Below are 25430 nucleotides of genomic sequence, written 5' to 3' on the forward strand. Positions count from 1 at the left end.
GATCAGTCTTTGCGCATTTTGGAGAGGAACTGGGCAATGCGCGGCTTTGACATGCCGCCATCGGGTGCAAAAAATTGGCCGGTCGGCAAATCAACGACCAGTTGACCTTTGTCTAGAAACACAATGCGCGACGATATCGTCCTTGCAAATTCGATTTCATGGGTCACGAAAACCATCGTGGTTCCGGTCTTGGCCAGCCGTGCAAGAATGCTGAGAACTTCAGCGGTCATTTCCGGATCGAGTGCACTGGTGATTTCATCCAGAAGCAGATAGCTCGGCTTCATCGCGAGCGCGCGGCAGATGCCTACCCGTTGCCTTTGTCCACCCGAAAGCTGTGCCGGATAAGCATCGGCGCGGGCGCCGAGCCCGACGGAGTCCAGCAATGCACGCGCCGCCGATTCTGCCTGGGTACGGGACTGCTTGAGAACCTGTATCGGCGCCAATGTTACGTTCTGCACCGCGGTCATGTGCGGATACAGATTGAAGAGCTGAAATACGGTTGCCGAACGTTTACGCGCTTCCGCCAGTTGTTTCGGATGCGAAACGTCAAAATCATCGACCGTGATGCGCCCGCCATCGAGTTTTTCCAAACCATTGATGCAGCGCACGAGTGTTGATTTTCCCGAACCGCTGGAACCAAGGATCGACACAACTTCGCCCCTATGGACCTCGAGGTCGATACCATCAAGCACCGTTGCTGAACCGAAGGATTTGCGCACACCCCGGACGCTGATCATGTCACAAACCTTTCCATGCAGTGTGGGCACGCAGCCGCTGTTCAAGCCTTGCGCCTCCGTAGGCGATGAGCTTGGCCGTCACGTAATAAAGTCCGCCGACGACAGTCCAGACGATGAAGGGCTTGAGCGTCCTCAGGTTCAAAATATTGCCGATCTTGGTCAGATCGACGACCCCGATAACCGAGATGAGCGAGGTGACCTGAAGCTGATTGACCAGAAGACCCGTCAATGGTCCGATGGCAAAAGCCACGGCCTGCGGCGCAATCACATGACGCAACACCTGCCAGCGCGATAAACCAAAGACTCGGGCCGACTCAATTTGGTCACGGCCGATCGATTCGATCGCCGAGACTGCAATGACATAGATGAAAGCAGCGGTATTGCCTGACAGCGTGATCACGGCCGCTTCGACGGGAGTGATATTGATTTTCGCCAGTGCGGGAAGTCCGAAGAAAACCAGGAAAAGCTGCACGAGAACGGGTGAATTCTTCAGCAATTCGGCGAAAAAAGTTATGAACTGGGTCAACACCGGCACCCGATAGAAGCGGATAATCGCCCACATCGTACCAACGAAGAGCCCGATCAGGGTTGTGGCGAGAAAGAGCGCGAGAGAAACACCAAGGCCCTGTGCGAGCAATATGAAATCGTATGAGGTGAAGCTGGTGTACCGCATCATGCCACTTCCGGCATACGGTCGCGGTTGAGGTGGCGATGCAATGCACCAATCGCAAGCGAAACCAGATAGGTCAGGCTGGCATAGACAATCAGCAGCACCGCATAAACTTCAAATGGCCGGAAGGTATCGGATGCAACGATCTTCGCGGAGCCTGTCAGTTCGTTAAGCGTGATTGTCGAGAGGATTGATGAGGTCAGGACAAGGTTGATGAAAACCGATCCGAGCGGCCTAATGGATGTCCGCAGCGCGATCGGCATGACGATCTTGCGGAAAATCACCGATCTCGACAAGCCGCTCACCTCTGCCGCTTCAAGGATCCCGGTATCGATCGCGAGAATGCCTGAACGGATAACATCCGAGCTGAACGCTCCGCCGGCAATTGACAGGGCAATAACGCCCGTTGTGAAAGCGTCGATATAAATCCCTATCTCCGGTAAGCCGTAGAAAAAGAAAAAGAGTTGAACGATAAAAGGAATATTGCGGAAGAGATCGACGTAGATGAATGCCGCACGCGAGAGGATCACGGAGGAAGATGTTCTGAGTGCCGCAACGATCAATCCAATGACCAGGCTGCCGGCTAACGCTAGCGCACACGCTTCTGCCGTCAGCAGCGCGCCTTTCAGAAGGAATGGCACGTGCGGCGCCAATATCGTCACATCAAACGTCAAACGGCAATCCAAGCTCAAGTGAAACCGGTTTCACTTTTGCCGAATGCGATCACACTGTCAAGACGCTGTCACAGCCTTTCAAGCCCAATCGCTATGCCCTGCCCTACACCAATGCACATGGTCGCAAGGGCTCGTTTGGTACCGCGCAGATTGAGTTCGAGCGCGGCGGTACCGGTAATACGCGCGCCGGTCATGCCAAGCGGGTGGCCAAGCGCAATGGCCCCGCCATTCGGATTGACGAATTCGGCATCATCGGCAATGCCGAGTGCTCGCAGCGTTGCCAGGCCTTGGGACGCGAATGCTTCATTGAGTTCGACCACGTCGAAATCATGGGGGGTAAGCCCGAGGCGGGCGCAGAGTTTTTCAGTTGCTGCGACGGGACCGATCCCCATGATGCGCGGCGGGACACCTGCCGTTGCACCACCGAGAATGCGAGCGATGGGTGTCAGCCCATGTTGCTTTGCCGCCGCTTCGGACGCGATGATCAGGGCTGCGGCGCCGTCATTGACACCCGATGCATTGCCCGCCGTTACTGAACCACCCTTGCGGAAAGGAGCCGGCAGCTTGGCCAGTTGCTCGGTCGTCGTGTGCGGACGCGGGTGCTCGTCGCGTTCTATAGTGACTGCGTCGCCCTTGCGTTGCGCAATGCTGACAGGGGTAATCTCGCGGGCAAGGCGGCCATTTTCCATTGCTGCGCCGGCCTTTTGTTGGGAACGCACCGCAAAAGCATCCTGATCCGCCCGCGATACGCTGTGTTCCTCGGCAACGTTCTCGCCCGTCTCTGGCATTGAATCGATACCATATTGTTGCTGCATGAGGGGGTTGACGAAACGCCAGCCGATCGTCGTATCATGGATTTCCGCATGCCGGGAAAACGCAGTTTGCGCCTTTGGCATGACAAAGGGGGCGCGCGACATGGATTCGACGCCGCCGGCGATGGCGAACCCTATTTCTCCTGCCTTGACAGCCCGGGCAGCAGTGATGACAGCGTCCATACCTGAGCCGCATAAGCGATTAATGGTCGTGCCGGGAACGGTAACAGGCAGGCCGGCCAGTAACAGCGCCATGCGCGCAACATTACGATTGTCCTCGCCCGCCTGATTAGCGCAACCATAGACCACTTCGTCGAGAGCTTCCCAGTCGGCACCCCGGTTGCGTTCCATCAATGCCTTGAGCGGAATTGCTCCGAGATCGTCGGCTCGAACAGTAGCTAGCGCTCCGCCAAAGCGGCCGATCGGCGTGCGGATATAGTCGCAAATGTAAACGTCGCACATCAGGCGGCCTCATGCGCTTTCCTGGTGCGCGCGTTGATATCACGCAGCACCGAGATTTCTGTTTCAGTTGGGGCGGGTGTTTCCACCTGCTGTGTAGCAAACCGAACGGGCCAGCCGCAATTGTCTTCAATCATCGCCCGCGTCACTCCGTTATGGATCGAGACAACCGTCAGCTCTTTTGTGGAAGGGTCAGGTTCGAATATGCACATGTCAGTTATGACACGGGTCGGCCCCTTGGTCTTCATGCCAAGTCTTGCCCGGTGATCACCGCCCTCGCCGTGGCCCATGGACGTGATGAAGTCCAGATGGTCGACGAAACCACGCTTGTTGAGCGCCATGGTGATATAGATTTGGCCGCAATTGCTGGCGATCTCCGGCGCGCCGCCGCCGCCCGGCAAACGAACCTTCGGCTTATCGTAATCCCCGACGACAGTCGTGTTCAAATTGGCAAAGCGGTCGATCTGGGCGCCACCTAAAAATCCCGTGGTGATACGCCCGCCCTGCAGCCAATAGCGGAACATCTCTGGCACGGAAACGGTGCACAAGGCAGTGTCGCACAATTCGCCATCGCCGATTGAAAGCGGCAGGACATCCGGCTTGGTTCCGATGGTCCCGCTTTCGTAGATCAATGTGATGTCCGGCGCATGGGTGAGCCGCGCCACATTGCAGGCAGCCGAAGGCGCACCTATGCCAACGAAACAGACGTCGTCATTGGTCAGAGCGCGCGCGGCCGCGATTGTCATCATCTCGGTTGGTGTAAATTCGATCGACATGATGGCGCTCCCTATACTGCATTCACTGCGCGTGTGTTGACGTGGCGCGCGAAATCTTCGGGCTTGCCTGCCAGAACATTCTCCTTGATCCAGGCGGTGAAACTATCCCGGTCGCGGGCAATTTTATCCCAGGCAATGTAGAAGGCATTGGATCGTGGGTAGTAGCCATGAGCATAGGATGGAAAGGCGCCGCCCGGGATGTGGACAACAGACGTGATCGTCCATGCTGGCAGGACCACAGCGTTAGGTGACGAAGGATTGAGCTCGTCGACGATCTCTTCCACCGTGACGATCGAGCGCTTCGCCGCGAGCACAGCTTCCTTTTGCACGCCTGCAATGCCCTCGATCAGCACATTGCCTTTGCTGTCGGCCCGCTGCGCATGGATGACAGAGACATCCGGACGGATTGAGGGCACGGCCGCCAAAACTTCGCCGGTGAACGGACAGGTGATGGACTTTATGTTCGGATTCACCTTTGCAAGATCCGCACCAATATAGCCACGCAGCATGGCAAAAGGCAGGTTTGCCGCGCCGGCCTCATAAGCGTTGGCCATGGCTGCGTGCGAATGTTCCTCGATATAAAGCGGGCGGGGCCACTGGTTTTCAACTGCATCGCGGAACCGGTGCAGCGAACCGACACCCGGATTGCCACCCCAGGAGAATTTCATGCCCCGGGCCGCACCGACACCGATCAACTGGTCGTAAATAAGATCTGGCGTCATCCGGATAAGAAAAAGCTCCTTGCGGCCCTGCCTGATGATTTCGTGACCCGCTGCATAGGGTATCAAATGGGTGAATCCCTCCATTGCAAGCATATCGCCATCCCTGACATTTTCTTCGATGGCTTCGGAAAGCGTACAGACGCGTGCCAAGGTTCCCTCCTTTAATGCTCTGCTTGGCATATGCCGTAGTCCCGCAACGGCTATGGCGTCAATTAATTTTGTGCGTTATTTGACTTTTGTTTGTATATCGCACAAACTGTGCGGAAATGAGGACAGGAATAATTATATGCGCGAGACGGATTTCATGAATGGCTTTGCCAAGGGTCTGGCGGTCATCGAGGCATTCGACGCTACCAATTCGCGCCTTTCGATAACCGATATTTCCAAAATTACCGGATTGGAACGAGCCACGGCCCGGCGATGTCTTCTGACGCTGGCGGAGCTTGGCTATGCCGATTATGACGGCAAATTCTTCACGCTTTCGCCACGTATTCTACGCCTTGGCCATTCTTACCTGACCTCGACGCCCCTGCCCCGCCTCATGCAGCCCTTCCTGGATCAGCTCTCTGAAAAAACCGGCGAAAGCGCTTCGGCTTCTGTGCTGGACGGTAATGAAATCGTCTACATTGCCCGCGCCTCGCACAAGCGTGTCATGTCGATCAACCTCAATCCGGGAAGCCGGCTTCCAGCCTATTGTTCTTCCATGGGCCGGGTTTTGCTTGCTGCCATGGCGCAAGATGAAGCGCGACGTATTCTCGAAAACAGCAATCGTAAGGCCAATACGCTAAAGACGAAAACCACGCTTGCCGCATTGATGGATGAACTGCAGCGGGTTCGCGAACAGGGGTACGCGGTTATCGATCAGGAGCTGGAAATCGGGCTTTGTTCCATCGCCATTCCCGTGCGCAATATGCGCGGAGCGACCATTGCGGCAATCAATATTGGTGCGCAGGCCGCAAGAGTCTCGATCGATGAGATGATCGAACGCTATCTGCCAGTCATGCAATCGACACGCGATACGATCACCAGCCTTTTGGTCTAGGATCAGGATCTATTAATTTGGCACTCAGAAGTCGGTAGCAACGGCCACCAGCCATCGCAGAGGACAACGGCAACTCTGCGATACCACGAGGCTGGGACCACCGGTATCGATGACGCGTCGACGCAACCAGCCCACGCCTAACGGGACTTCTTGGGTCTGTTCCGTCGTTGTCGCGAAACCATCGACCGAGATATTGAGAACAACTCACACAGCCAATGCGTGCTCCTTAGTGTAATTGCACATTGCAACCAGGTCCGGTTGCATAACCACTCCAATCTTAAGCGGACAAGATACTAAGGCAAGTGCCTTATTATCCTTGACAAGATCTCCAACTCGCTTTAATAAGGCACATGCCTTACCATTCGACTCCCCTCGACCTCGCCTTTCACGCTCTCAGCGACCCGACCCGTCGCGCTGTGATATCGCGGCTGGCTGAGGGCGAGGTGCCGGTCAGCGTCCTGGCCGGGCCTTTCGACATGGCGCTGCCCTCCTTCGCCCAGCATCTCAAGGTGCTGGAAGATTGCGGTCTGATCGCCAGTGAGAAGCGCGGACGCAGTCGCTGGTGCCGGCTGGTGCAGGCACGCTTTGACGAGGCGGCGGACTGGATGGAAGCGGAGCGCCGGCGCTGGGCCGATCGGTTGGATCGGCTGGAAGTCTACTTGGACAAGAAGCAAGAGGATGATGAAGGACATGGCAAACCTGTTTGAAACCTGGTCGCTCGATCGCGAAATCGTGCTGGTCAAGCTGCTGAACCACCCACGCGATAAGGTCTTTGCCGCCTGGATGGACCCCAAGGCCCTGGCCCAATGGTACGGCCCGGCCGGCCTCAGCATCGAGAACCACGAGGCCGATATCCGCGAGGGCGGAGTCTGGCGCTTCGACATGGTGGGTGTGTTCGAGGGTCGGGAGCAGCGCTTCCCCAACCTCATGCGCTTTCTGGAGATCGTGCCGAACGAGCGGATCGTGATGGACTATGGCACACCCGACCCTGACGACCCTGACCGTTTCCGTGCCACGGTGACCTTCGATGAGCAGGCTGACGGCAAGACTGTGCTGACAATGCGCCAGCTCCATCCCAGCCGCGAACGGCGTCAGGTGGTCATTGGCTTCGGTGCGGTGGAATACGGGCTGCAGACGCTGGACGGCCTCGCCGCCTGGCTGGATGGTTGAGCCATTGGGCCGCTCCATGCCGCGCGGCGCATGGCGCGCACCCTTGCCAACTTGCCACGACCATCAGTTTGCAAGGCACTCGGGAAGACGCATTGGTTTGTCGATCTTCGCGAGTAGTTCGGGCCTGGCGCAGGGCGGGAAACCGGCAATGCGCATGGTTTCTATGAGACGCTTGCGGTCCGCATCCGTGTAGGCAGGTTCGTTCACCCTTCCCTCGATGGTCAGGTCGGGGAACGATTTGAGGGCCTCGCTGATCAGGGTTTTCGCCTCCGGGGTACGGCCAACTGCCGCCAGCGCCGCGGGGCGATATGTCCATTCCCAGATCCCGTAATTCTCCGGAGCCAACCGGCCCATCATTCGCAGTGCGTCATCGTAGCGGCCAACCATAAAATAGGCGTGGGCAAAAAACCTGGTGCTCCACAACGGGTAGTTCGGATTGAGGTGGATCGCCCGATCGGCCATATCGGCGCCTTGCTCGGGTTCGCCAAACGTCGAGGCCCAAGGCGCATAAAAGGTCACGGTCTCGAACTGGTTTGGAGCCATTCGCAGGGCCGTGTCAAATTCCGCCTTGGCGCGCGCTAGATCGCCCTTTAAGATCAGGCTCTGGCCGAGAACGGCGTGTGCTTCGGCATCGGCTGGATCGAGCGCGACAGCCCGTTTAGCGCCTTCGGCGGCGACGCGTCGATTCTTTTCGGGTTCCATGTCGAACGTGGCCAGCACAGAATGCGAATGGTGCAGTTCCACCCAGGCGCGGGCCAGCGTAGGGTCCAACTCGATAGCGCGGCTGAGAAGTCTGATGGCTTCCTCGATGTCGGCCCGATTGATTTGCTCCAGCTTCTCGGTACCGAGGAGGTAGAGTTCGTAGGCGTTGAGGTTGCCAGGAGGTTTGCGGTGGGCTGTTATCCGGCCTGCTTCTTGGATCAGGCCGGCGCCGCCACCAAGCCGATTGGAGACCTGCTCAGCAATCTCCGTCTGGATCGCAAACAGATCCCGGTCCGGCCGGTCCCACCGGTTCGACCATAGATGCTTGCCGGTCTTCGCGTCGATGAACTGAGCCGTAACCCGCACCCGATCGGTTTGGCGTTGAATCGAGCCATCCACCACAAAGCCTGCGCCGAGTGCGGCACCGACCTCAGTCGGGCTGGCCGGCTTGCCTTCGTAGACTTCCGTCGAGTTGTGGCCAATGACCCGGAATTCCGGAAACCGTGCGAGATCGGTAATGATATCCTCGGTAAAGCCCCGCGGCCAGGCGCTGCGCATTTGCTTCACCACCGATTGCTTGAAACGGTAGCACCGCGACGGCTGGCAGGACCGTATCAGAACGCTTCTCGATGGCGGAACCCATGAAGAGCCACACTGCGCCTGCCACCAACAAGACCAGCAGGCCCAGCGCCACAGCCGCCACGTTCAATTTCCGCCTTGCCGGCGCTGAAGGCGGGTCCGCGGCCGCAATCACCAGCCTGTATCCACGTTTCGGCACCGCCTTAAGGACTGACTGGCTTTCGTCGTGAAGCGCGCGGCGAATGTCACGCACGCATTGCACCAGGCTGTCATCGGTGACGAATACGTCTGGCCACACCGCCTGCATTAGCTCGTCTTTGGTGACCAGTCGGCCGGCGTTTTCCAGAAGATATATCAGGAGATCGAAGGCCTGCGGTCTGAGGGCGATCTCGCTCCCTTCGCCGTCGCGCACAAGCCCTCCGGCAACATCGACGATGACGCCGTTGATGGCGAATGTCCTGGCAGCCCGGGAATCCATCCTCCGCCTCCCACCGCGGGGATACATAATCTATTGTAGCAGACGCCGGTAAAAGCTTGAACGCTGAGAGAACATTTTTTGTTTTCGGCAAATTTTCACCGGATTATCACCAGTCGTTCGTTACATTGGTGCGGCGACGATCCAATGTTTCCGTCGTTCCGAAGATTTGGAATGGGTTCAATGCTGAGACGCCGTCCGCTGCGGACCGTTGCCGTCATTTCGTGGGCGGGAGTCTTTGTTCGCTGGGCGTCAACGCGCACCATCCATTGATAGGAGGACCTGCATGAAACTACGGTCCCTCAGCGCGCGCCGAATTGGCGTGCTCATGTTCTCACTGAGTGCTTTCGGGTCGATGACGTCAGCCTCGATGCCCGCTGAAAGCAAAATGGTCGTCGAGCTGGTGGTGGAAAAAAAGGTGAAGGAACTGCCGCCCGCACCATCGTATTGGCGGCTGGAGAATTTCCCGACGCTGACGCAGGCCCAGGGCGCTGCGGGCCCGACGTCGCTTGCGGCTGATGTCGCCGGCAAGATCTGGCTGTTCACGCTAGGACCTAAGGATGGCACTACGCCCGGTGGAACCAAGATCGTCGAGATCGGACCTCTTCCGCCGATAAGCGCGAGCGAGTATTTACTGCGCATCAACCGCGCCGCTGGAGCGCCCGGTGCAAAAACGCCGATCCATACACATCCGGGACCGGAGGCCTTCTATGTAATGGCCGGCAAGCTCGGCCAGAGAACGCCCCACGGCGTGGCCTATGCTGAAGCCGGCACGACCATGGCCGGACACGGCGCCGACACGCCGATGGGAGTGTTCAGCGCCGGCACAACCGATCTCAATCAGCTGGCCATCTTCGTGGTGGACGCCCATCGGCCGTTCTCGTCACCGGCCACCCTCGACTGAGGCGAAGGTGCGCGGGGTGGCGCGAATATCTGGTACGATCTAAGGCGGCATCCCAGCGAAGATCCGAACTGTTCCAATGTTTGGATATTCGCTTACACGCATCGTCGAATGTCAGTTTTGATCCTTAACCTGCCACAGATAACATTCCTGGGATTTCCTCTCGCCGCCACCTATTGCTGGCGTTGGATGCGGGCGAACGGCAGCAGTGGGCCAATAGGGGCCAGTGGCGTTTGCTACTTGCGGCCCCAGTTGCGCGAGTGACGACTGTCGGATGAAAAGCGGTGATATCTTCGTCATTCGCAACGGATTGCGGTGGCGCGACGCCCCCGACGAATACGGTCCTCACAAAACGATGCACAATCGCTTGCCGGCGTATCGGCGGACGAAAGGTGGATTGACTTCGACTGCATGCGGTTTTGCGATGGCCAAGGCCGACCGTTGGTCCTGTTGTTAGCGAAGGGCAGATGAGCGATTGCTGACCTTAAAGCTATTGAGCCAGTTTCTCGTGCTGTTCAGCGCGATATTGGCGCGGCGTCAGCCCGATTTCCTTTGTGAAGAAGCGCGAGAAATAGGCCGGATCATTGAAACCAAGATCATAGGCGATCTGCTTGATTTTGGCTGAGGTGAATACCAGGTCGCGCTTGGCTTGCTCAATGAGTCGCCCAGCAATCAGATTATTGGTGCTTTGTCCCGTTGTTGCTTTGGCAATCCGGTTGAGATGCGTTGGAGATATTCCAAGATGATCGGCATAAAATTGCGCCGGATGGTGATCGCGGAAGTGACGGTTCACGAGGGTTTGCAGTGCTTTCATTCGCGGACTTTCTTGAACGCTGGCAGGTGTCGCCGATTGATCGGGGGTTGTAAGACGGGCTGCAATCAGGATCGCCATCCTCAATTGGGTCTCTACCAGATCGCCGTGAAAGGCACCGCCGTGCATCAGCTCCTGCCACAGCCTCTCCAGGGTTAGCGCGAGAAAGCCTCTATCGTCCTTGTTCCCACCAAGTGCAATCCGATGGGGTCGCAAGAACCAATTGCTTATCTCCGTATCGATAAAGGTGCGGCCGAGCGCACCCAAACGCGAAGCGACCATGGTGATGACCATGCCGTCAACATCTTTTGAGAACCGGAATCCATGCTCATACCTTGGTGGCACTGCGATCATGACCGGTGGCAGAATCGGATGAACTTCGCCGTTGAAAACCGCGTCCCCTGTTCCATCACGAAGGTACAAAATCTGAAAGAATGCATCATGCTTATGGGTTTTAATTTCCCAGTTGTGCAGCTGGCTGCGTGAGGCAATTGTTTCCCAATGCAGCCAGAAATCGGGCCGTTGAGTATGGCTTTCCCCATAAAGGTCGTAGGTTGGAGCGTTGCCGCGCATCTATCTCTCCTGACGCATATGTTCGAAATGTCCTATTTATTGACCAGAAAGTCCATTGCGGCCGCCACGCTCACGCATAGGCTTAAGGAAAATCTGTGTTGGGAGCTACCATGCGAACTCAGGTTGCAATTATCGGGTCAGGACCTGCTGGACTACTCCTTGGTCAGTTGTTGAGCAAGGCCGGTATCGATCACGTCATCCTCGATCGCGTCAGTAAGGACTATATTCTTGGTCGTGTCCGGGCTGGCGTGCTTGAAGAGGGAACGGTTCGTCTGCTCGACGAAGCCGGTGCGAGTGAACGGTTGCACGCGCAAGGGCTGCCGCATGGCGGATTTTCGCTCGCCTTCGACGGCCGCAATCACCGTATTGATCTGTCCGGTCTGACCGGCGGCAAACAAGTCACCGTCTACGGGCAAACGGAGGTGACGCGCGATCTTATGCAGAAGCGCGAGAGCGGCGGCGAACGGACGATCTACAGCGCGGATAACGTGACCATCCATGACTTCGGGGCATCAAACCCGTTTGTGACCTATGAAAGCGGCGGCAAGACCCACCGCATCAATTGTGACTTTATTGCTGGGTGCGACGGGTTTCATGGCGTCAGCCGGCACTCAGTGCCTGAAGACGCCATTCGCACCTACGAACGCGCATATCCCTTCGGTTGGCTCGGAGTTCTGGCCGAAGTTCCGCCCGTTTCCCATGAACTGATCTATGCCAACCACCCGCGCGGGTTTGCACTTTGCTCCATGCGGTCCATGACGCGGAGCCGTTACTATGTACAGTGTCCGCTGGACGACAAAGTGGAAGCATGGACCGATGAGCGTTTCTGGGACGAATTGCGTCGCAGACTGCCGAAGGAAAATGCTGAAGCGGTCACGACGGGACCTTCATTCGAAAAGTCGATTGCGCCGCTCCGCTCCTTCGTTGCCGAGCCGATGCGCTTTGGCCGCTTGTTCCTGGCGGGAGACGCTGCCCATATCGTCCCGCCAACCGGCGCCAAGGGGCTTAATCTGGCGGCCAGCGATGTGCATTATCTGTTTGAAGGTTTGCGTGACTATTATGTGGACCACTCGACGGCGGGCCTTGATGCCTATTCGCAGCGCGCGCTCTTACGGGTGTGGAGAGCCGTCCGTTTCTCCTGGTCGATGACGATGATGATGCACCGTTTTCCCGACACCGGGGCGTTTGGACAGAAGATACAGGAAGCGGAACTGGATTACCTCGTCCATTCCCGCGCCGCCTCCACAGCACTCGCTGAGAACTACGTTGGCCTGCCTTTTTGAATTGGGGTCAGGTTATCCTGACGGTGTTCGCTGCTTCTCGGATCGTCTGCATCAGGATCATCAACGGCAGCGAGGCGGTCACATCGGCACGCATTGTCAGACCCACCGGACCTTTGGTTTCCGTCGTGTCAATAGGCAGCAAAGCGAGTGTGCCGTCCTCGATGTCATTTGCAACGACGCCCGCCGAGATGATCCATACTGCATTTTTCGAACGTACAAAGGCGCGGCCAAAAGCGTCAGAGACGGTTTCAATCTGCTGCGGCAGCTTGGCGACGCCATTGGCAATAAGGAACCTGTCGACAAAGGGCCGGATGATCGATGCACGCGTCGGCATCAATACGGGAAATTCGGCTAGACGCGTAAAAATATCCCCATGGGCGTGCAGGAGAGGATGGCGGGCGCTCACTGCAAATACAACTTGTTCGGAATAAAGGTGCTCAAATGAGAACCCGGTCATCTTTTCCGGCGCGGCAAGCCGGCCGACCACGAGATCAAGGTCACCGAGGCGCAGCTGTTCGAGAAGAACGGCATTTTCACCGGTGACGATTTTCAATCGGCTCTGGGTTTTTTCCTGAAGGAACAGGCTGATCGCTTGGGGCATGATGCGCGTCGAAACCGTGGGCAGGGCGCCAATGCGGATTGGTATGCCCTCCCCCGACTGCTCATTGGTGACAGAATCGATACCTTGCCGCAAAGCCGTAATCGCCGCGCCCGCATAGCGCAGGAACACCTCGCCATAGCGCGTGATCCGTATGCCACGTCCCTCCCTCTCGAAAACGGCCACACCAAGCGCTTCCTCCAATTCACGAATGGTTTTCGTCACGGCCGGTTGGCTGATATGAAGGATGGAGGCGGCTTTCATCACGCTTTTCTGGCGGGCGACTTCCAGGAAGGTTTGAAGGTGACGAAACTTGATACGGCTGTCGATCATCGCTTTTCATAACCCACAGGTTAAGGGAATGTGGCAAGATATCATTTTACTGAACCAAATGCATAATCCATTGTGACCACGAGCAGCTTGGGAGAATTTCTGTGCAATTCGCTTCTATCAATGGCGTTACGCTGCACTATCAGCTGATCGGTGCGCCGGAAGGCAAACCCATCTTGGTCTTTGCCAACTCGCTGGGGACAGATTTGCGCATCTGGCGCGACGTGATCCTTCGTCTTGTGGGCGATTTTGCTGTCGTCACTTATGATATGCGCGGGCACGGTCTTTCCGATCTGGGAACGCCGCCTTATTCCATCAACGATCACGTGGACGACCTTGCCGGCCTGTTGGATTATCTCGAGGTCAAGAGCGCAGTTATTTGCGGCTTGTCTGTCGGTGGCTTGGTGGCGCAGGGCCTTTATGCGGCACGACCCGATTTGGTCCGCGCCCTGATTCTTTGCGATACCGCACACAAGATCGGGACCGCCGAGACCTGGGCCGCGCGCATTGCTGCGGTGAAAAAGGACGGGATAGCATCCATCGCCGACAATATTTTCAAGCTCTGGTTCACGCCCGCCTTCCACGCACAGCGCGGCGAGGAGCTCGCCGGATACCGCAATATGCTCGTTCGCCAGCCGACCGACGGCTACACCGGTACCTGCGCTGCATTGAGTGGCGCCGATTTCACGGCAGCTGCCGGGCGCATCGCCGTTCCGACGATCTGCATTGTCGGCGACCAGGATGGCTCGACCCCGCCGGACCTTGTGCTTCAACTCGCCAAGCTCATCCCGCGCTCGCGCTACGAGGTGATCAAGGATGCGGCGCACATTCCGTGCGTCGAGCAGCCGGAGGCGCTCTCGGCCGTAATGCGGGCTTTCATCGATGAATTCCAGCTTGGAGAAAAATCATGAGGGGTGCGGCTGTTCCATCTCGTCGCTACGTGCAAGGCATGGAAACGCGCAGGATCGTATTGGGAGATACCCATGTCGATACTGCCGAATCCAACAAGACGGACTTCGACAAGCCGTTTCAGGAATTGATTACGGAAGCGGCGTGGGGTCATGTCTGGTCCCGGCCGGGCTGGACCAAGCGGGAACGATCGATCGTGACGATCGCACTGTTGGCCGCATTGGGGCAGGAAGAAGAGCTGGTCATGCATATCCGGGCAACTGCCAATACGGGTGCAACGAAGGACGACATTTGCGAGGCTCTGCTACATGTAGCGATTTATGCCGGTGTTCCGGCGGCAAATCACGCGATCAAGCTGGCAAAACGGGTCTATAAAGAGCTGGAAGCCGAAAAGGCAGCGTAACGGGAGGCGGTGATGTCTAACAAGAAACTGGAAACCGGTGCATTCTTCCAGCGCGACAGGCAATGGCATCCTCCGGCCTATACGCCCGACTATAAGACGAGTGTCGTACGCTCACCGCAGCGAGCCTTGTTGTCATTCGACAATACGTTATCGGAGATAACGGGCCCTGTCTTCGGACACTCGATTCTTGGAGAGCTCGACAATGACCTCATCCACAATTTCGCCAAGCCCGGTCAGAGCGCCATCGGTCAGCGGATCATCGTGCATGGCCGCGTGATTGACGAGCGCGGCAAAGGTGTCGCTGGCGCGTTGCTGGAATTCTGGCAGGCCAACGCCGGCGGGCGCTACCGCCACAAACGCGAAGGATATATTGCGGCGCTCGATCCGAATTTCGGCGGATGCGGGCGGACGATCACCGACGAGGAGGGTTATTACCGTTTTCGCACCGTCAAGCCCGGAGCCTATCCGTGGCCAAATGGCGTGAATGACTGGCGTCCGGCGCATATTCATTTTTCCGTGTTTGGGCACGGTTTTGTCCAGCGCCTGATCACGCAGATGTATTTCGAAGGTGACCCGATGATCTGGAATTGCCCCATTGTCAGGTCGATCCCGGGCAAGGCAGCTATCGAACAGCTCGTCGCGGCGCTGGATATGAACAACACCATCCCTATGGATGCCCGCGCTTATAAGTTCGACATCGTATTGCGCGGCCGCCGTTCGACACTGTTCGAGAACCGTGTGGAGGGCAACTGATGGTCCAGAAGTTGGAGTGTTTGAAGGAAACACCGTCGCAGACCGCCGGCCCTTACGTCCATATCGGGTGTACGCCGAATTTCTGCGGCATCGCCGGGGTCTACGAGGCTGATCTTGGCGTTGCCATGGTCAATGAGAAGACCCTTGGCGAGCGCATTACCATTCGCGGGCGTGTCTTTGATGGCACCGGAACGCCCTTGCGTGATGCGTTACTCGAGATATGGCAAGCCGACAGCAACGGCCTTTACAACAGCCCGTCGGAGCTGCGTGGCGCGGCCGATCCAAATTTCACTGGTTGGGGACGCTGCCCAACCAATATGGAAACCGGAGAGTTCATTTTCGAAACCGTCAAACCGGGACAGGTCCCCTTCAACGATGGGCGATTGATGGCGCCGCACGTCAGCGTTTGGATTGTTGCGCGTGGCATCAATATCGGGCTGCAAACACGGATCTATTTCGACGATGAAGAAGCAGCCAATGCCCAGGATCCAATCCTGATGCGGATCGAGCACAAAAACCGTGTTCCCACGCTGGTCGCCAAGCGCGAAGGATCAGCCTTTGTCTTTGATATCCATCTGCAAGGCGACAACGAAACCATCTTCTTCGATGTGTAAGTGATGAGTATTTCTCCGTTTGATCATCCGTTCCTATCTGGCCTGATCGGCGACGACGAAGCTGCAAGATGGTTCTCAGCTGAGAACGATGTTATTGCTATGCTATCATTCGAATCTGCCTTGGCAGAGGCACAAGCTTCTGAAAAAATTATAGAAAATTCGGCAGCTGAAGCCATAAAACTGGCCTGCAGCACGTTTTCGCCGGATGTCGCAGCCTTGCGGGCGGCCGTCGCGCTGGATGGTGTTGTCGTGCCTGAACTTATCCGCCAGTTGCATGAAACTGTCCCTCACGAACATCGCGCAGCGTTGCACTTCGGTGCCACCAGTCAGGACGTGATCGATACCAGCCTGATGATACGCCTCAAGCCGGTTCTTAGACATATTGATGCCGGGATGTCCGATATCCTGGTTGAACTCGACCGTCTGGATAACGCATTCGGGGATAGCGGTTTAACGGGATATACCCGCATGCAGGCGGCGATTGAGATCACGGTGCACGACCGTATCGAAGCCTGGCGCGGGCCGCTTCTTCGCAATTGCCAAAAACTCAATGTCTTGAAGCAAGATTTCCCGGTCGTTCAGTTTGGTGGTGCGGCAGGAACGCTGGATAAATTGAGGGATAAAGGGCCTGCTGTGCGCAAGAGAATGGCGGATATCCTTGGTCTTAAAGATGTGCCGCAATGGCAAAATCAGCGCGATATCGTGGCCCAGTTTACGGATTTCCTGTCACAAATTTCGGGCTCTTTGGGCAAAATTGGTCAGGATATTGCGCTTCTTGCGCAGGCTGGCAACGAAATTTCACTCAGTGGCGGTGGAAAATCATCGGCCATGCCGCACAAGCACAATCCGGTTTTGGCCGAGCTTCTTGTCGCGCTGGCGCGCTTCAACGCTACCCAGGTTTCCGCCATGCATCACGCGCTGATTCATGAACAGGAACGTTCAGGCGCCGCCTGGACTCTGGAGTGGATGATATTGCCAGGCATGGTGACCGCCACAGTTGCGTCTGTGCGTACAGCGGCAAGCTTGCTCGGTTCGGTCATGAAAATTGGTCTTGATATCACTACGAAAACATAACCTTTTGATTATGAAATAGCGCATGATTTTCATTTTACATTACCAACCGGTATGAGAAACTGAGCACAATGCCCGTTGTGGCCAGACGAGGAGATGAGCTGGCCAAGCCAGAAGGGATCGAGGAGGAACGATGAAAAAACTTATTTTGGCCGCAGCCGCAGCCGTGCTGATAAGCGGTGCCGCTTATGCTGACGTGATCAAGATTGGTGTGGTAGGTCCGATCTCGGGCCCATTCGCCATCCAGGGCAAAAATTTCAAAGCGGGAATTGACGCCTATATTGCCACCCATGGCGACAAGATTGGCGAAGACACCATCGAAATACTCTACCGTGATGTGCCGCAGGCCGATCCCGCCCAGGCGAAAGCGCTGGCGCAGGAACTGGTGGTCAAGGAAGGCGTGCAATATCTCGCCGGTTTCTATTTCACCCCTGACGCCATGGCGGTTACGCCTCTGCTGCAGCAGGCCAATGTGCCGCTCGTCGTGATGAATGCTGCCACCTCGGCGATCGTTACCAAGAGCCCTTATGTCGTGCGCACGTCTTTCACCACTTGGCAGACTTCGGCGCCCATGGCGAAAATCGCCCGGGAACGCGGTATCGAAAAGGCCATAACTGTCGTCAGCGACTATGGTCCGGGTGTCGATGCGGAAAACGCTTTCAAATCCACGTTCGAGAAGGAGGGCGGCTCGGTCGTGGAATCCATACGCATGCCACTTTCAACCAATGATTTCAGCCCTGTCATGCAGCGCGTGCGCAATTCCGGCGCGCAGGCGGTGTTTGCCTTTCTGCCATCGGGACCGACGACGCTGGGCTTTGTCAAAGCCTACAACGAGAATGGCCTGAAGGATGCCGGGATACAGTTTCTGGCGCCAGGTGACCTTACGCAAGAATCCGACCTTCCAGCAATCGGTGATTCAGCGGTCGGAATTCTGACGACATTCCATTATTCGCTCGCGCACGATTCGCCAGAGAACAGAGCCTTTGTCGAAGCCGCTCAGAAGGCAATCGGAAACCCTGCCGAACTCTCGTTCCCGTCGGTGGGTGCCTATGATGGTATGCATGTCATCTACAAGATGATCGAGGCGACTGGCGGTGAACAGGACGCTCAGAAGGCCGTCGATGCGGTGAAGGGGCTTTCTTGGGAAAGTCCGCGGGGGCCCGTGTCGATCGACCCCGAAACCCGCCATATCACGCAGAATATCTATCTGCGCGAGGTCGCCAAGCGTGACGATGGCACCTACTACAACAAGGAAATCAAGACTTTTGAAAAGCAGCCGGATCCGGGACTGGCAGCGGCAAAATAACAGCGCATAACTTTGTGCGTCCCATTGGACGCACGTGCAGTAAGGTCTGCTGCAAGTAGTTGCATTGGAGCGCGATGCCCGCCCCAATGCACCAAGCGGGATATTTCAGATGCAAGTTTTCTTTAGCATAGCGGTCGACGCGCTCGCCTATGGGATGGTCTTGTTCGTCATCTCCATTGGACTCTCCGTGACCATGGGCCTGATGCGGGTTGTCAACCTTGCCCATGGTGCCTTTGCCATGATCGGGGGCTATATCGCCTCCTATGCGGCTCGCGATCTCGGGCTTGCCTATGGTTTTGCGGTCATCCTCGCCGTCGTCGGGACCATTATCATCGCAATCCCATTGGAGCGGTTTCTCTACCGGCGTATTTATGGTGCACCCGAATTGACACAGGTGCTCATGACGATCGGCATCACCTTCTGCGTCATCGGCATTGCCAACTATGTCTTCGGGCCAACCCTCAAAACGATTCCCCTCCCCGCCGAGCTCCAGGGGCCCGTCAATCTCGGGTTCCGATCCATCGCCGCTCACAAGATCTTCGCGATCGGTTGCGGTATCGCGGTGGCGCTTGGTCTCTGGTACCTCATCGAGCGCACTTCCTTTGGCGTCAAGCTGCGCGCCTCGGTCGACAATACCGCCATGGCAGCGGCGCTGGGTGTGCGAACGAAGATTGTTTACGCTGCAAGCTTTGCCTTGGCCGTAGGCCTTGCGGCTTTTGGCGGGGTGATCGGTGCCGAATTGTTACCTGTCGAACCCTACTATGCCCTGCGCTATATGGTAACCTTTCTCGTCGTCGTTTCCGTTGGTGGTGCCGGTTCCATTCCTGGCGCGCTGATCGCCTGCCTGCTACTCGGGGCGATCGACACGACCGGCCGTTATCTCGTGCCGGAATATGGCGAGTTCTTCTTTTATCTTGCGGTGATTGCAATTGTCTGGATCTTCCCGCGCGGGCTGCTGGGAAGGGCAAAATGATATGAGCGTGACCGAAGTCTCGAACGATATCACTGACGCATTTCCGCTTCGTCGTGGATGGCAACGCGACCTGATTGGCGTGGGGATCATCATCATTGCTGCCATTGCGGGATATTTCCTGTTCCCGAACAATCTGGCGTTGTTGACGCGCATCATTGCGATCCTGCTTCTGGTGTTGTCGCTGGACCTGGTGACCGGCTATTGCGGCGTCGCGACACTTGGGCATGCCGCGCTCTTTGGTGCCGGTGCCTACGCTGCCGGGATTGCGGCAGTGACCTTCGGTATGACCGAACCGCTCAGCATGGTCGCCATCGGTGCCCTGGCCGGTGCAGTCGCGGGTCTCGTCTCCGGCGTTGTTATCCTGCGGGGGCATGGCCTTGCCCAACTCGTGCTGTCGATCGCGGTTATCCACCTTTTCCATGAAGCAGCCAACAAGGCCTCGGCATATACCGGCGGCAGCGATGGCCTTTCCGGCATTGCACCAGATCCGATCCTCGGACTCTTCGCCTTCGATCTGTGGGGGCGGACGGCATATGTGTTTGGCATCCTCTTACTGGTGATCATCTTTGCTGTGTTGCGTATTCTTGTGCGCTCACCCTTTGGCATGCTCTGCCGGGGCATACGGCAAGACCCTGTTCGCGTCAGCGCCATGGGTGCGTCCGTCAAAGCGAGCTTGATCAAAATGTACGTCATTTCCGGTGCTGTGGCCGGGGTCGGCGGCGCATTCAACGCTGTCTCGACGCAGGTCGTCGGTCTCGACAGCCTGAGCTTCACCAACTCTGCCGAAGCGCTGGTCATGCTGGTGCTTGGCGGCACGGGTTCGCTTTATGGGGCATTCGTGGGCACAATTGTTTTCGTGTGGTTCGAGGACATTGTGTCTGCTGCAAATCCCTTCCACTGGCTTACCATCGTCGGCGCATTGCTGATCGCCGTGGTACTTTTCGCCCCCAAGGGTCTTTACGGCACTGCCGTTACACTCGTTGAACGCTACGGGAGGGGCCGCAAATGAGTGCAATCTTTCAGGTTGACCGGCTAAAAAAGTCCTTTGGCGGGCTCGATGTCACACGCGATGTATCACTCTCGATGGAGAAGGGTGACCGGATCGCATTGATCGGACCAAATGGTGCCGGCAAGACAACGTTCGTCAATCTGGTGACGGGACATTTACGTCCAAATTCCGGGCGGGTGCTGATGGGCGGCGAGGACATTTCCAGGTTCAATCCGATGAAACGTGTGCGGGCCGGCCTTGTCCGCTCCTTCCAGGTGACGCGCGTGTTTGCAGAAATGACCCCGGAGGAACATGTGGCTCTTGCCATTTTGCAACGCGAAGGAAAGTCCGGCAGGATGGCAGGTTCCTATCATGCACTGCCGGAGGTGATGCGCGAAACACGGGCAATTCTGGAGACACTCAATCTTGTGGCCTTGGCGGGGATCCCGGTCAGCGAGATCGCCTATGGCCAGCAGCGCCTGCTCGAAATCGCGTTGGCAATGGCTTTGCGGCCAAAAGTATTGTTGCTCGATGAACCTGCGGCAGGCGTACCGCACAGTGATACTTATCTCATAGAAAATGCGCTGAAGCAGTTGCCGGACGATCTGGCCGTGCTGATGATTGAACATGACATGGATCTGGTCTTCCGCTTTGCCAAACGGGTCATCGTTCTTGCTGCGGGCGAGATCATATTCGACGGGTCGCCTCGCGACGTGACGCAAGATGCGCGGGTGCGCGAAGCCTATCTGGGGAGCTATGCACATGCCAGCAGCGCGGCTTGAGATCAAAGGCCTGAGCGCCGGCTACGGCCTGACGCGGGTTCTCGAAAATGTCTCCTTGATCGCTGAGACAGGATCGCGCGTTGCCATTCTTGGCCGCAATGGCGTCGGCAAGACGACGCTTTTCGCAACCCTTGCAGGACAGACGAGGCGCTATGAGGGCACTATCAGACTGGATGATGTGGATTTGACCCCTATGGAAAGCGCTCAGCGAGCCTGGGCCGGTCTTGGTTTCGTGCCGCAATCGCGCAGCATTTTTCCTTCGCTCACCGTCGAGGAAAATCTCTTCGTCGGTCTTAAAGGCAGGCCGCGCAGCGCGCTCCAGGAAGCCTATGATATGTTTCCCCGCCTTTATGAGCGCAAGGCCAATTCCGGGGCAAAACTTTCGGGCGGTGAACAGCAGATGCTGTCTACAGCGCGCACCATTCTTGGCAAGCCAAAAGTCTTGTTGCTTGACGAGCCGCTCGAGGGATTGGCCCCAGTTATTTGCGAGGAACTGATGGGCGCTTTTTCGCGTCTTGCATCCAGCGGCGAGATGACCATCCTTCTCGTTGAACAGCGAATCCAAAGCGCTCTCGATTTTGCCGAGCGTGTCATCATCCTTGAACGGGGTCGCATTGTTTGGGATGGCACCTCAGAGCAACTCGCTGCTGATCGCGATACGGTCGATCAACTGCTTGGCGTAGCGAGTGTCGCGCACTGAGTTGACGCGGTGCGCGTCAAAATGTGGAAAGAATGTGGCCATGACGACAAGCGCCTCGATGTCAGGCTGGATCCGATAGTGGATTAAAACACTCAACATACGGATATAATTGACAAATTTCCTCCGGTTATTCCTTAGAATTCTTCTAATATATTGTTATTGCTTCGTTTTTCGCGGCAGTCTATGACTCGCGCGATGCCGCACAGGTCCTGTAGGGATGCCAGGACGGCGCCGGGGATTTTGATTTATGCTTGTTCCATTCCTGATAATGCTTCGCGAGGGCATTGAGGCGGCTCTGATCGTTGGCATTATCGCGAGTTATCTCAAGCAGACCGGAAGAGATGCCTGGATGCCCGCTATCTGGGTTGGAATTCTGCTTGCGATCGCGCTTTCGCTTTTTACCGGCGCGGCGCTGCAATTGGCGAGCGCCCAATTTCCACAAAAGGCGCAGGAATTTTTCGAAGCGATTGTGGGTCTGATCGCGGTTGTGGTGCTCTCCTCTATGGTGTTCTGGATGCGCAAGGCAGCGCGGTCCATCAAATCCGAACTGCACACCTCCATCGACTCCGCTTTTGCCCATTCGACCGGCCAGGCACCGGCATTGATTGGCATGGTATTCTTTGCCGTGGCCCGCGAAGGCCTGGAATCAGTGTTTTTTCTTCTTGCGATATTCCAGCAGAGCACCAACGGCGACGCGCCGCTCGGCGCGGTGCTCGGCATTATGGTTTCGATCGTACTCGGCTACGGCATCTATGCGGGCGGCGTTCGCATGAATCTACGCCGATTCTTCTTCTGGACCGGACTTTTCATCCTGTTAGTTGCCGCCGGCATATTGGCGAGCACGCTGCGCCATTTCCATGAAGCCGGTGTCTGGAACAGCTTGCAAACTGTTGTCTTCGATCTCAGTCACATTCTGTCAGTCGGCAGCCCCTTAGGTACACTCTTGTCGGGCATGTTCGGGTATCAGGATATGCCGACACTGGGCGAACTGATCGTCTACGTCGCATTCCTTTGTGTCAGCGTCTTTATGTTTCTGCGTCCCGCTACGACGCGGTCAGCCGCTGCGCAGGCAGCGCGTCCCTCCAACTGATCGGAAAGACCTTCATGTCGCCATCTGCCGGCTCCGCTTCGCCCCATCCTTCATCCCAAAGACTGATGAAACTCGCCGTCGTTGGAGCCGCTTTTCTCGTCGTTGCTGGTGGTGCGGCCTTCTACTATGCATCAAAGGGCATGAAGTCCGGAACCTCGGGCGACGCTATCGTGGTCACTATCAAAGACGGCACGTGCGATCCGAATACAATCAGCGTTCCCGCTGGCCGCTCGACGTTCACCATCGTCAATAATTCGGACCGGGCCCTTGAATGGGAAATTCTTGATGGGGTGATGGTGCTCGAAGAACGAGAAAACATTATCCCGGGCTTCAGCCAGACGCTCCAGGCAAAACTCAAAGCAGGCGACTACGAGATCACTTGCGGTCTCCTCAATAGTCCGCGTGGAATCTTGCATGTCACTCCATCGGCCGAGTCCGATGCGGAAGCAGCTCGACCGGCTCTGGTTGCCTACCTTGGCCCCTTGGCTGAGTTTCAGGTGTTTCTTGTAACGCAGACCAATGCACTGGTGAAGGCCACGCAGGCTCTGGACGATGCCATCAAGGCGGGCGATCTCGAAAAGGCACGGGAATCGTATCAGAAGGCTCGGCTGCCCTATAAGCAGATCGAACCGATGGCGGATCGCTTTGCTGACCTTCACAACGCCATTGATCCAGTCGCCGATTATCTGGAAAAACGCGAGGAAGACCCGGGTTTCACCGGATTCCACCGCATCGAATATGGGTTATACGCTAAGAACAGCACGGATGGCCTTTCGCCCATCGCGGCGAAACTGGTTGCTGATGTGACAGCGCTCAAAGACCGTGTTCGCGGTTTGCGCATCCCTCCTGAACAGATCGCCAAGGGCGCAGGACGGCTTGTCGGGCAGATTGCCGAAACGAAAATCACGTCCGGCGAGGACCATTACGCAAAGACCGATCTGGCGGATTTTGAAGCCAACATTGCCGGCGTCGCTCGGATGATGGCGCTTTTGAAGCCTGTTGCCGTGCAGGCTGCTCCGGCGGTTGTTGCCGATATCGATGGCCGCATTGCCGATGCGAACAGCGCGTTGAAGGCGCTGCGTGGGCCGGATGGCTTTCCTCCTTATGACAGTGTGAATGCAGAAAACCGCAAAGCGCTTGCACAGACGATGCAGGCTTTGGCTGAGCGGATCGGCAAGCTCAACACGGCGGTAGGACTGGAGTAACGGGCAATGACAATGAGCGACAACAAACTGATCACAAATCGCCGCAACATGCTGCTCGGCGTCGGAGCCGCGGCCGGCAGCGCATTGGCGTCAGGGCTAACAACTGCACGGGCGGCGGAAAATCAGGGCGGACAGGTCACCGATGCGCCGGTCAGCGACAAGATGCAGGAGCGTCAGCCATTCTACGGCCCGCACCAGGCGGGTATTGTCACGCCCCGCCCGGCGGCAGGGATGATCGCATCCTTTCATGTTCTGGCGAACACCCCTGACGATGTGGAGCGGCTGTTCAGAACGCTTTCGAACCGGATTGCATTCCTCATGGCCGGTGGCACGCCGCCCGCGCTTGACGATAAGCTTCCGCCTTCCGATTCCGGGCTCCTTGGACCGGTGGTTCCACCGGACAACTTGACGATGACCGTGTCCCTGGGTGCATCATTCTTCGATCAGCGCGATTGGCTCGCGCCATATAAACCCGCCCGGCTCTCGCGCATGAAGGCATTTCCCAATGATGCGCTGGACGCGGATTTGTGTCATGGCGACCTGGGGTTGCAGATTTCGTCAAACACACCTGACACCAATATCCACGCCCTGCGTGATATCCTCAAGAATCTGCCCGATCTGATGGTTTTGCGTTGGAAGCAGGAAGGCTCAGTACCTGTCCTGCCGCCAAAGCCTGACGGAAGCCATGAAAGCGCCCGCAATTTCCTTGGCTTCCGGGATGGTTCGGCAAATCCCGATGCCACCGATGCCGCGCTGATGGATAAAATCGTCTGGGTGCCGGAAGGCGGCGACGAGCCGGCCTGGACCCATGGCGGCACCTATCAGGCGGTGCGCATCATCCGCAATTTCGTCGAGCGCTGGGACCGCACGCCGCTTGGCGAGCAGGAACGCATCATTGGGCGGAAAAAGCCAACCGGTGCGCCATTCGGCGGGAGTTCGGAGCACGACGTGCCGGATTATACAAAGGATCCCGAAGGCACGGTTACTCCGCTCGATGCGCATATTCGCATGGCCAACACGCGCACACTGGCCTCCAACGCCAACCTGATCCTGCGCCGCCCGTTCAACTATTCCAATGGTGTCAGTAAATCCGGCCAGCTTGAGCAGGGGCTTCTGTTTATCTGTTACCAGGCCGATCTGGAGAAAGGCTTCATCACAGTCCAGAACCAGCTGAACGGTGAGCCACTGGAGGAATACATCAAGCCGATCGGCGGCGGCTTTTTCTTCACACCACCCGGCCCATTGGATGAAACCGATTTTGTGGGCCGGACACTCTTGGAAGCAACCGGTCACGCCATGACCCGCACCAAATCCTGAAGGGG

General features: G+C 57.0%; 28 protein-coding genes and 1 pseudogene. 19 read left to right on the forward strand and 10 right to left on the reverse strand.

What is annotated here, in order from left to right; translation table 11 throughout:
* Positions 1–2: 2 nt before the first annotated feature.
* From CU103_RS24020 to CU103_RS24045, 6 genes are all read right to left on the reverse strand, one after another.
* Positions 3–737, reverse strand: a complete 735-nt coding sequence (locus CU103_RS24020) for an amino acid ABC transporter ATP-binding protein (protein ID WP_106666563.1) — start codon at positions 735–737, stop codon at positions 3–5.
* A 1-nt stretch (position 738) separates the two neighbouring features.
* Positions 739–1413 carry an amino acid ABC transporter permease gene (locus CU103_RS24025; RefSeq protein ID WP_245448976.1) on the reverse strand — a complete coding sequence of 225 codons (675 nt, stop codon included), beginning with the start codon at positions 1411–1413 and terminating at the stop codon, positions 739–741.
* Positions 1410–2081 (reverse strand): amino acid ABC transporter permease, encoded by a 672-nt coding sequence (locus CU103_RS24030; RefSeq protein ID WP_106666564.1) that lies wholly within the window; start codon positions 2079–2081, stop codon positions 1410–1412. Before CU103_RS24030 ends, CU103_RS24025 begins: the two co-directional genes overlap by 4 nt.
* A gap of 68 nt (positions 2082–2149) precedes the next feature.
* Positions 2150–3355, reverse strand: a complete 1206-nt coding sequence (pcaF, locus tag CU103_RS24035) for a 3-oxoadipyl-CoA thiolase (protein WP_106666565.1) — start codon at positions 3353–3355, stop codon at positions 2150–2152.
* Positions 3355–4128, reverse strand: coding sequence for a CoA-transferase subunit beta (locus tag CU103_RS24040; RefSeq protein WP_106666566.1), 774 nt, complete (start codon positions 4126–4128; stop codon positions 3355–3357). Before CU103_RS24040 ends, pcaF begins: the two co-directional genes overlap by 1 nt.
* 11 nt (positions 4129–4139) lie before the next feature.
* Entirely contained in the window at positions 4140–5000 is an 861-nt protein-coding gene (locus CU103_RS24045; protein WP_106666567.1) for a CoA transferase subunit A, read from the reverse strand.
* 136 nt (positions 5001–5136) lie between these two features.
* Between CU103_RS24045 and CU103_RS24050 the strand changes: the two genes are divergently transcribed.
* From CU103_RS24050 to CU103_RS24060, 3 genes are all read left to right on the forward strand, one after another.
* A complete protein-coding gene (locus tag CU103_RS24050; protein ID WP_106666568.1) occupies positions 5137–5892 on the forward strand; it encodes an IclR family transcriptional regulator in 756 nt (251 codons plus the stop codon).
* Positions 5893–6242: 350 nt separating this feature from the next.
* Positions 6243–6599, forward strand: coding sequence for an ArsR/SmtB family transcription factor (locus CU103_RS24055; RefSeq protein WP_106666569.1), 357 nt, complete (start codon positions 6243–6245; stop codon positions 6597–6599).
* Positions 6574–7062: an SRPBCC family protein gene (locus CU103_RS24060; protein ID WP_210203835.1), complete on the forward strand. Its 489-nt coding sequence runs from the start codon at positions 6574–6576 to the stop codon at positions 7060–7062. The genes CU103_RS24055 and CU103_RS24060 overlap by 26 nt, the downstream gene beginning before the upstream one ends.
* 63 nt (positions 7063–7125) lie before the next feature.
* Here CU103_RS24060 and CU103_RS32880 read toward each other — a convergent pair whose 3' ends face one another.
* Positions 7126–7764, reverse strand: coding sequence for a tetratricopeptide repeat protein (locus CU103_RS32880; protein ID WP_425350649.1), 639 nt, complete (start codon positions 7762–7764; stop codon positions 7126–7128).
* A 430-nt stretch (positions 7765–8194) separates the two neighbouring features.
* On the reverse strand, positions 8195–8821 hold the full coding sequence (locus CU103_RS32885; protein WP_425350643.1) for a winged helix-turn-helix domain-containing protein: 627 nt from the start codon (positions 8819–8821) through the stop codon (positions 8195–8197).
* A 283-nt stretch (positions 8822–9104) separates the two neighbouring features.
* On the opposite strand from CU103_RS32885, the gene CU103_RS24075 reads away from it, so the two are divergent.
* Together CU103_RS24075 and CU103_RS24080 are read left to right on the forward strand one after the other, a co-directional pair.
* Positions 9105–9722 carry a cupin domain-containing protein gene (locus CU103_RS24075; RefSeq protein WP_106666571.1) on the forward strand — a complete coding sequence of 206 codons (618 nt, stop codon included), beginning with the start codon at positions 9105–9107 and terminating at the stop codon, positions 9720–9722.
* 259 nt (positions 9723–9981) lie between these two features.
* Positions 9982–10086, forward strand: a pseudogene (locus CU103_RS24080) (IS5/IS1182 family transposase); the annotation flags it as partial.
* A gap of 123 nt (positions 10087–10209) precedes the next feature.
* On the opposite strand, the gene CU103_RS24085 reads toward CU103_RS24080, so the two are convergent.
* Positions 10210–11103 carry a helix-turn-helix domain-containing protein gene (locus CU103_RS24085; RefSeq protein ID WP_106666572.1) on the reverse strand — a complete coding sequence of 298 codons (894 nt, stop codon included), beginning with the start codon at positions 11101–11103 and terminating at the stop codon, positions 10210–10212.
* 110 nt (positions 11104–11213) lie between these two features.
* Here CU103_RS24085 and pobA point away from each other — a divergent pair, with 110 nt between their 5' ends.
* Entirely contained in the window at positions 11214–12386 is a 1173-nt protein-coding gene (pobA, locus tag CU103_RS24090; protein ID WP_106666573.1) for a 4-hydroxybenzoate 3-monooxygenase, read from the forward strand.
* Positions 12387–12393: 7 nt separating this feature from the next.
* Here the strand turns inward: pobA and pcaQ are convergent, their stop codons facing one another.
* Positions 12394–13317, reverse strand: a complete 924-nt coding sequence (gene pcaQ / locus CU103_RS24095) for a pca operon transcription factor PcaQ (protein ID WP_106666574.1) — start codon at positions 13315–13317, stop codon at positions 12394–12396.
* Between the two features lie 101 nt (positions 13318–13418).
* Between pcaQ and pcaD the strand changes: the two genes are divergently transcribed.
* The 13 genes from pcaD (at position 13419) to efeB (ending at position 25425) form a co-directional block, all read left to right on the forward strand.
* Positions 13419–14225, forward strand: a complete 807-nt coding sequence (pcaD, locus tag CU103_RS24100; protein WP_106666575.1) for a 3-oxoadipate enol-lactonase — start codon at positions 13419–13421, stop codon at positions 14223–14225.
* Positions 14222–14626: a 4-carboxymuconolactone decarboxylase gene (gene pcaC / locus CU103_RS24105; protein ID WP_106666576.1), complete on the forward strand. Its 405-nt coding sequence runs from the start codon at positions 14222–14224 to the stop codon at positions 14624–14626. Before pcaD ends, pcaC begins: the two co-directional genes overlap by 4 nt.
* A gap of 12 nt (positions 14627–14638) precedes the next feature.
* The gene (gene pcaH / locus CU103_RS24110; RefSeq protein ID WP_106666577.1) at positions 14639–15379 is read left to right on the forward strand and encodes a protocatechuate 3,4-dioxygenase subunit beta; all 741 of its coding nucleotides are present in this window, start codon (positions 14639–14641) and stop codon (positions 15377–15379) included.
* A complete protein-coding gene (pcaG, locus tag CU103_RS24115) occupies positions 15379–15993 on the forward strand; it encodes a protocatechuate 3,4-dioxygenase subunit alpha (RefSeq protein WP_106666578.1) in 615 nt (204 codons plus the stop codon). Before pcaH ends, pcaG begins: the two co-directional genes overlap by 1 nt.
* 3 nt (positions 15994–15996) lie before the next feature.
* A complete protein-coding gene (locus CU103_RS24120; RefSeq protein WP_106666579.1) occupies positions 15997–17067 on the forward strand; it encodes a 3-carboxy-cis,cis-muconate cycloisomerase in 1071 nt (356 codons plus the stop codon).
* Between the two features lie 130 nt (positions 17068–17197).
* Complete coding sequence (locus CU103_RS24125) at positions 17198–18370, forward strand: ABC transporter substrate-binding protein (RefSeq protein ID WP_106666580.1); 1173 nt, start codon at positions 17198–17200, stop codon at positions 18368–18370.
* 109 nt (positions 18371–18479) lie between these two features.
* The gene (locus CU103_RS24130) at positions 18480–19343 is read left to right on the forward strand and encodes a branched-chain amino acid ABC transporter permease (protein ID WP_106666581.1); all 864 of its coding nucleotides are present in this window, start codon (positions 18480–18482) and stop codon (positions 19341–19343) included.
* A gap of 1 nt (position 19344) precedes the next feature.
* Positions 19345–20352: a branched-chain amino acid ABC transporter permease gene (locus CU103_RS24135; RefSeq protein ID WP_106666582.1), complete on the forward strand. Its 1008-nt coding sequence runs from the start codon at positions 19345–19347 to the stop codon at positions 20350–20352.
* Entirely contained in the window at positions 20349–21113 is a 765-nt protein-coding gene (locus CU103_RS24140; protein ID WP_106666583.1) for an ABC transporter ATP-binding protein, read from the forward strand. The genes CU103_RS24135 and CU103_RS24140 overlap by 4 nt, the downstream gene beginning before the upstream one ends.
* A complete protein-coding gene (locus CU103_RS24145; RefSeq protein WP_106666584.1) occupies positions 21094–21813 on the forward strand; it encodes an ABC transporter ATP-binding protein in 720 nt (239 codons plus the stop codon). Before CU103_RS24140 ends, CU103_RS24145 begins: the two co-directional genes overlap by 20 nt.
* 247 nt (positions 21814–22060) lie before the next feature.
* Positions 22061–22903 carry an iron uptake transporter permease EfeU gene (efeU, locus tag CU103_RS24150; RefSeq protein WP_106666585.1) on the forward strand — a complete coding sequence of 281 codons (843 nt, stop codon included), beginning with the start codon at positions 22061–22063 and terminating at the stop codon, positions 22901–22903.
* Positions 22904–22917: 14 nt separating this feature from the next.
* Positions 22918–24108 (forward strand): iron uptake system protein EfeO, encoded by a 1191-nt coding sequence (gene efeO / locus CU103_RS24155; RefSeq protein ID WP_106666586.1) that lies wholly within the window; start codon positions 22918–22920, stop codon positions 24106–24108.
* Positions 24109–24120: 12 nt separating this feature from the next.
* The gene (gene efeB, locus CU103_RS24160) at positions 24121–25425 is read left to right on the forward strand and encodes an iron uptake transporter deferrochelatase/peroxidase subunit (RefSeq protein ID WP_106666695.1); all 1305 of its coding nucleotides are present in this window, start codon (positions 24121–24123) and stop codon (positions 25423–25425) included.
* Positions 25426–25430: the final 5 nt, after the last annotated feature.

The sequence above is a fragment of the Phyllobacterium sophorae genome, assembly GCF_003010965.1.
Lineage (GTDB): Bacteria > Pseudomonadota > Alphaproteobacteria > Rhizobiales > Rhizobiaceae > Phyllobacterium > Phyllobacterium sophorae.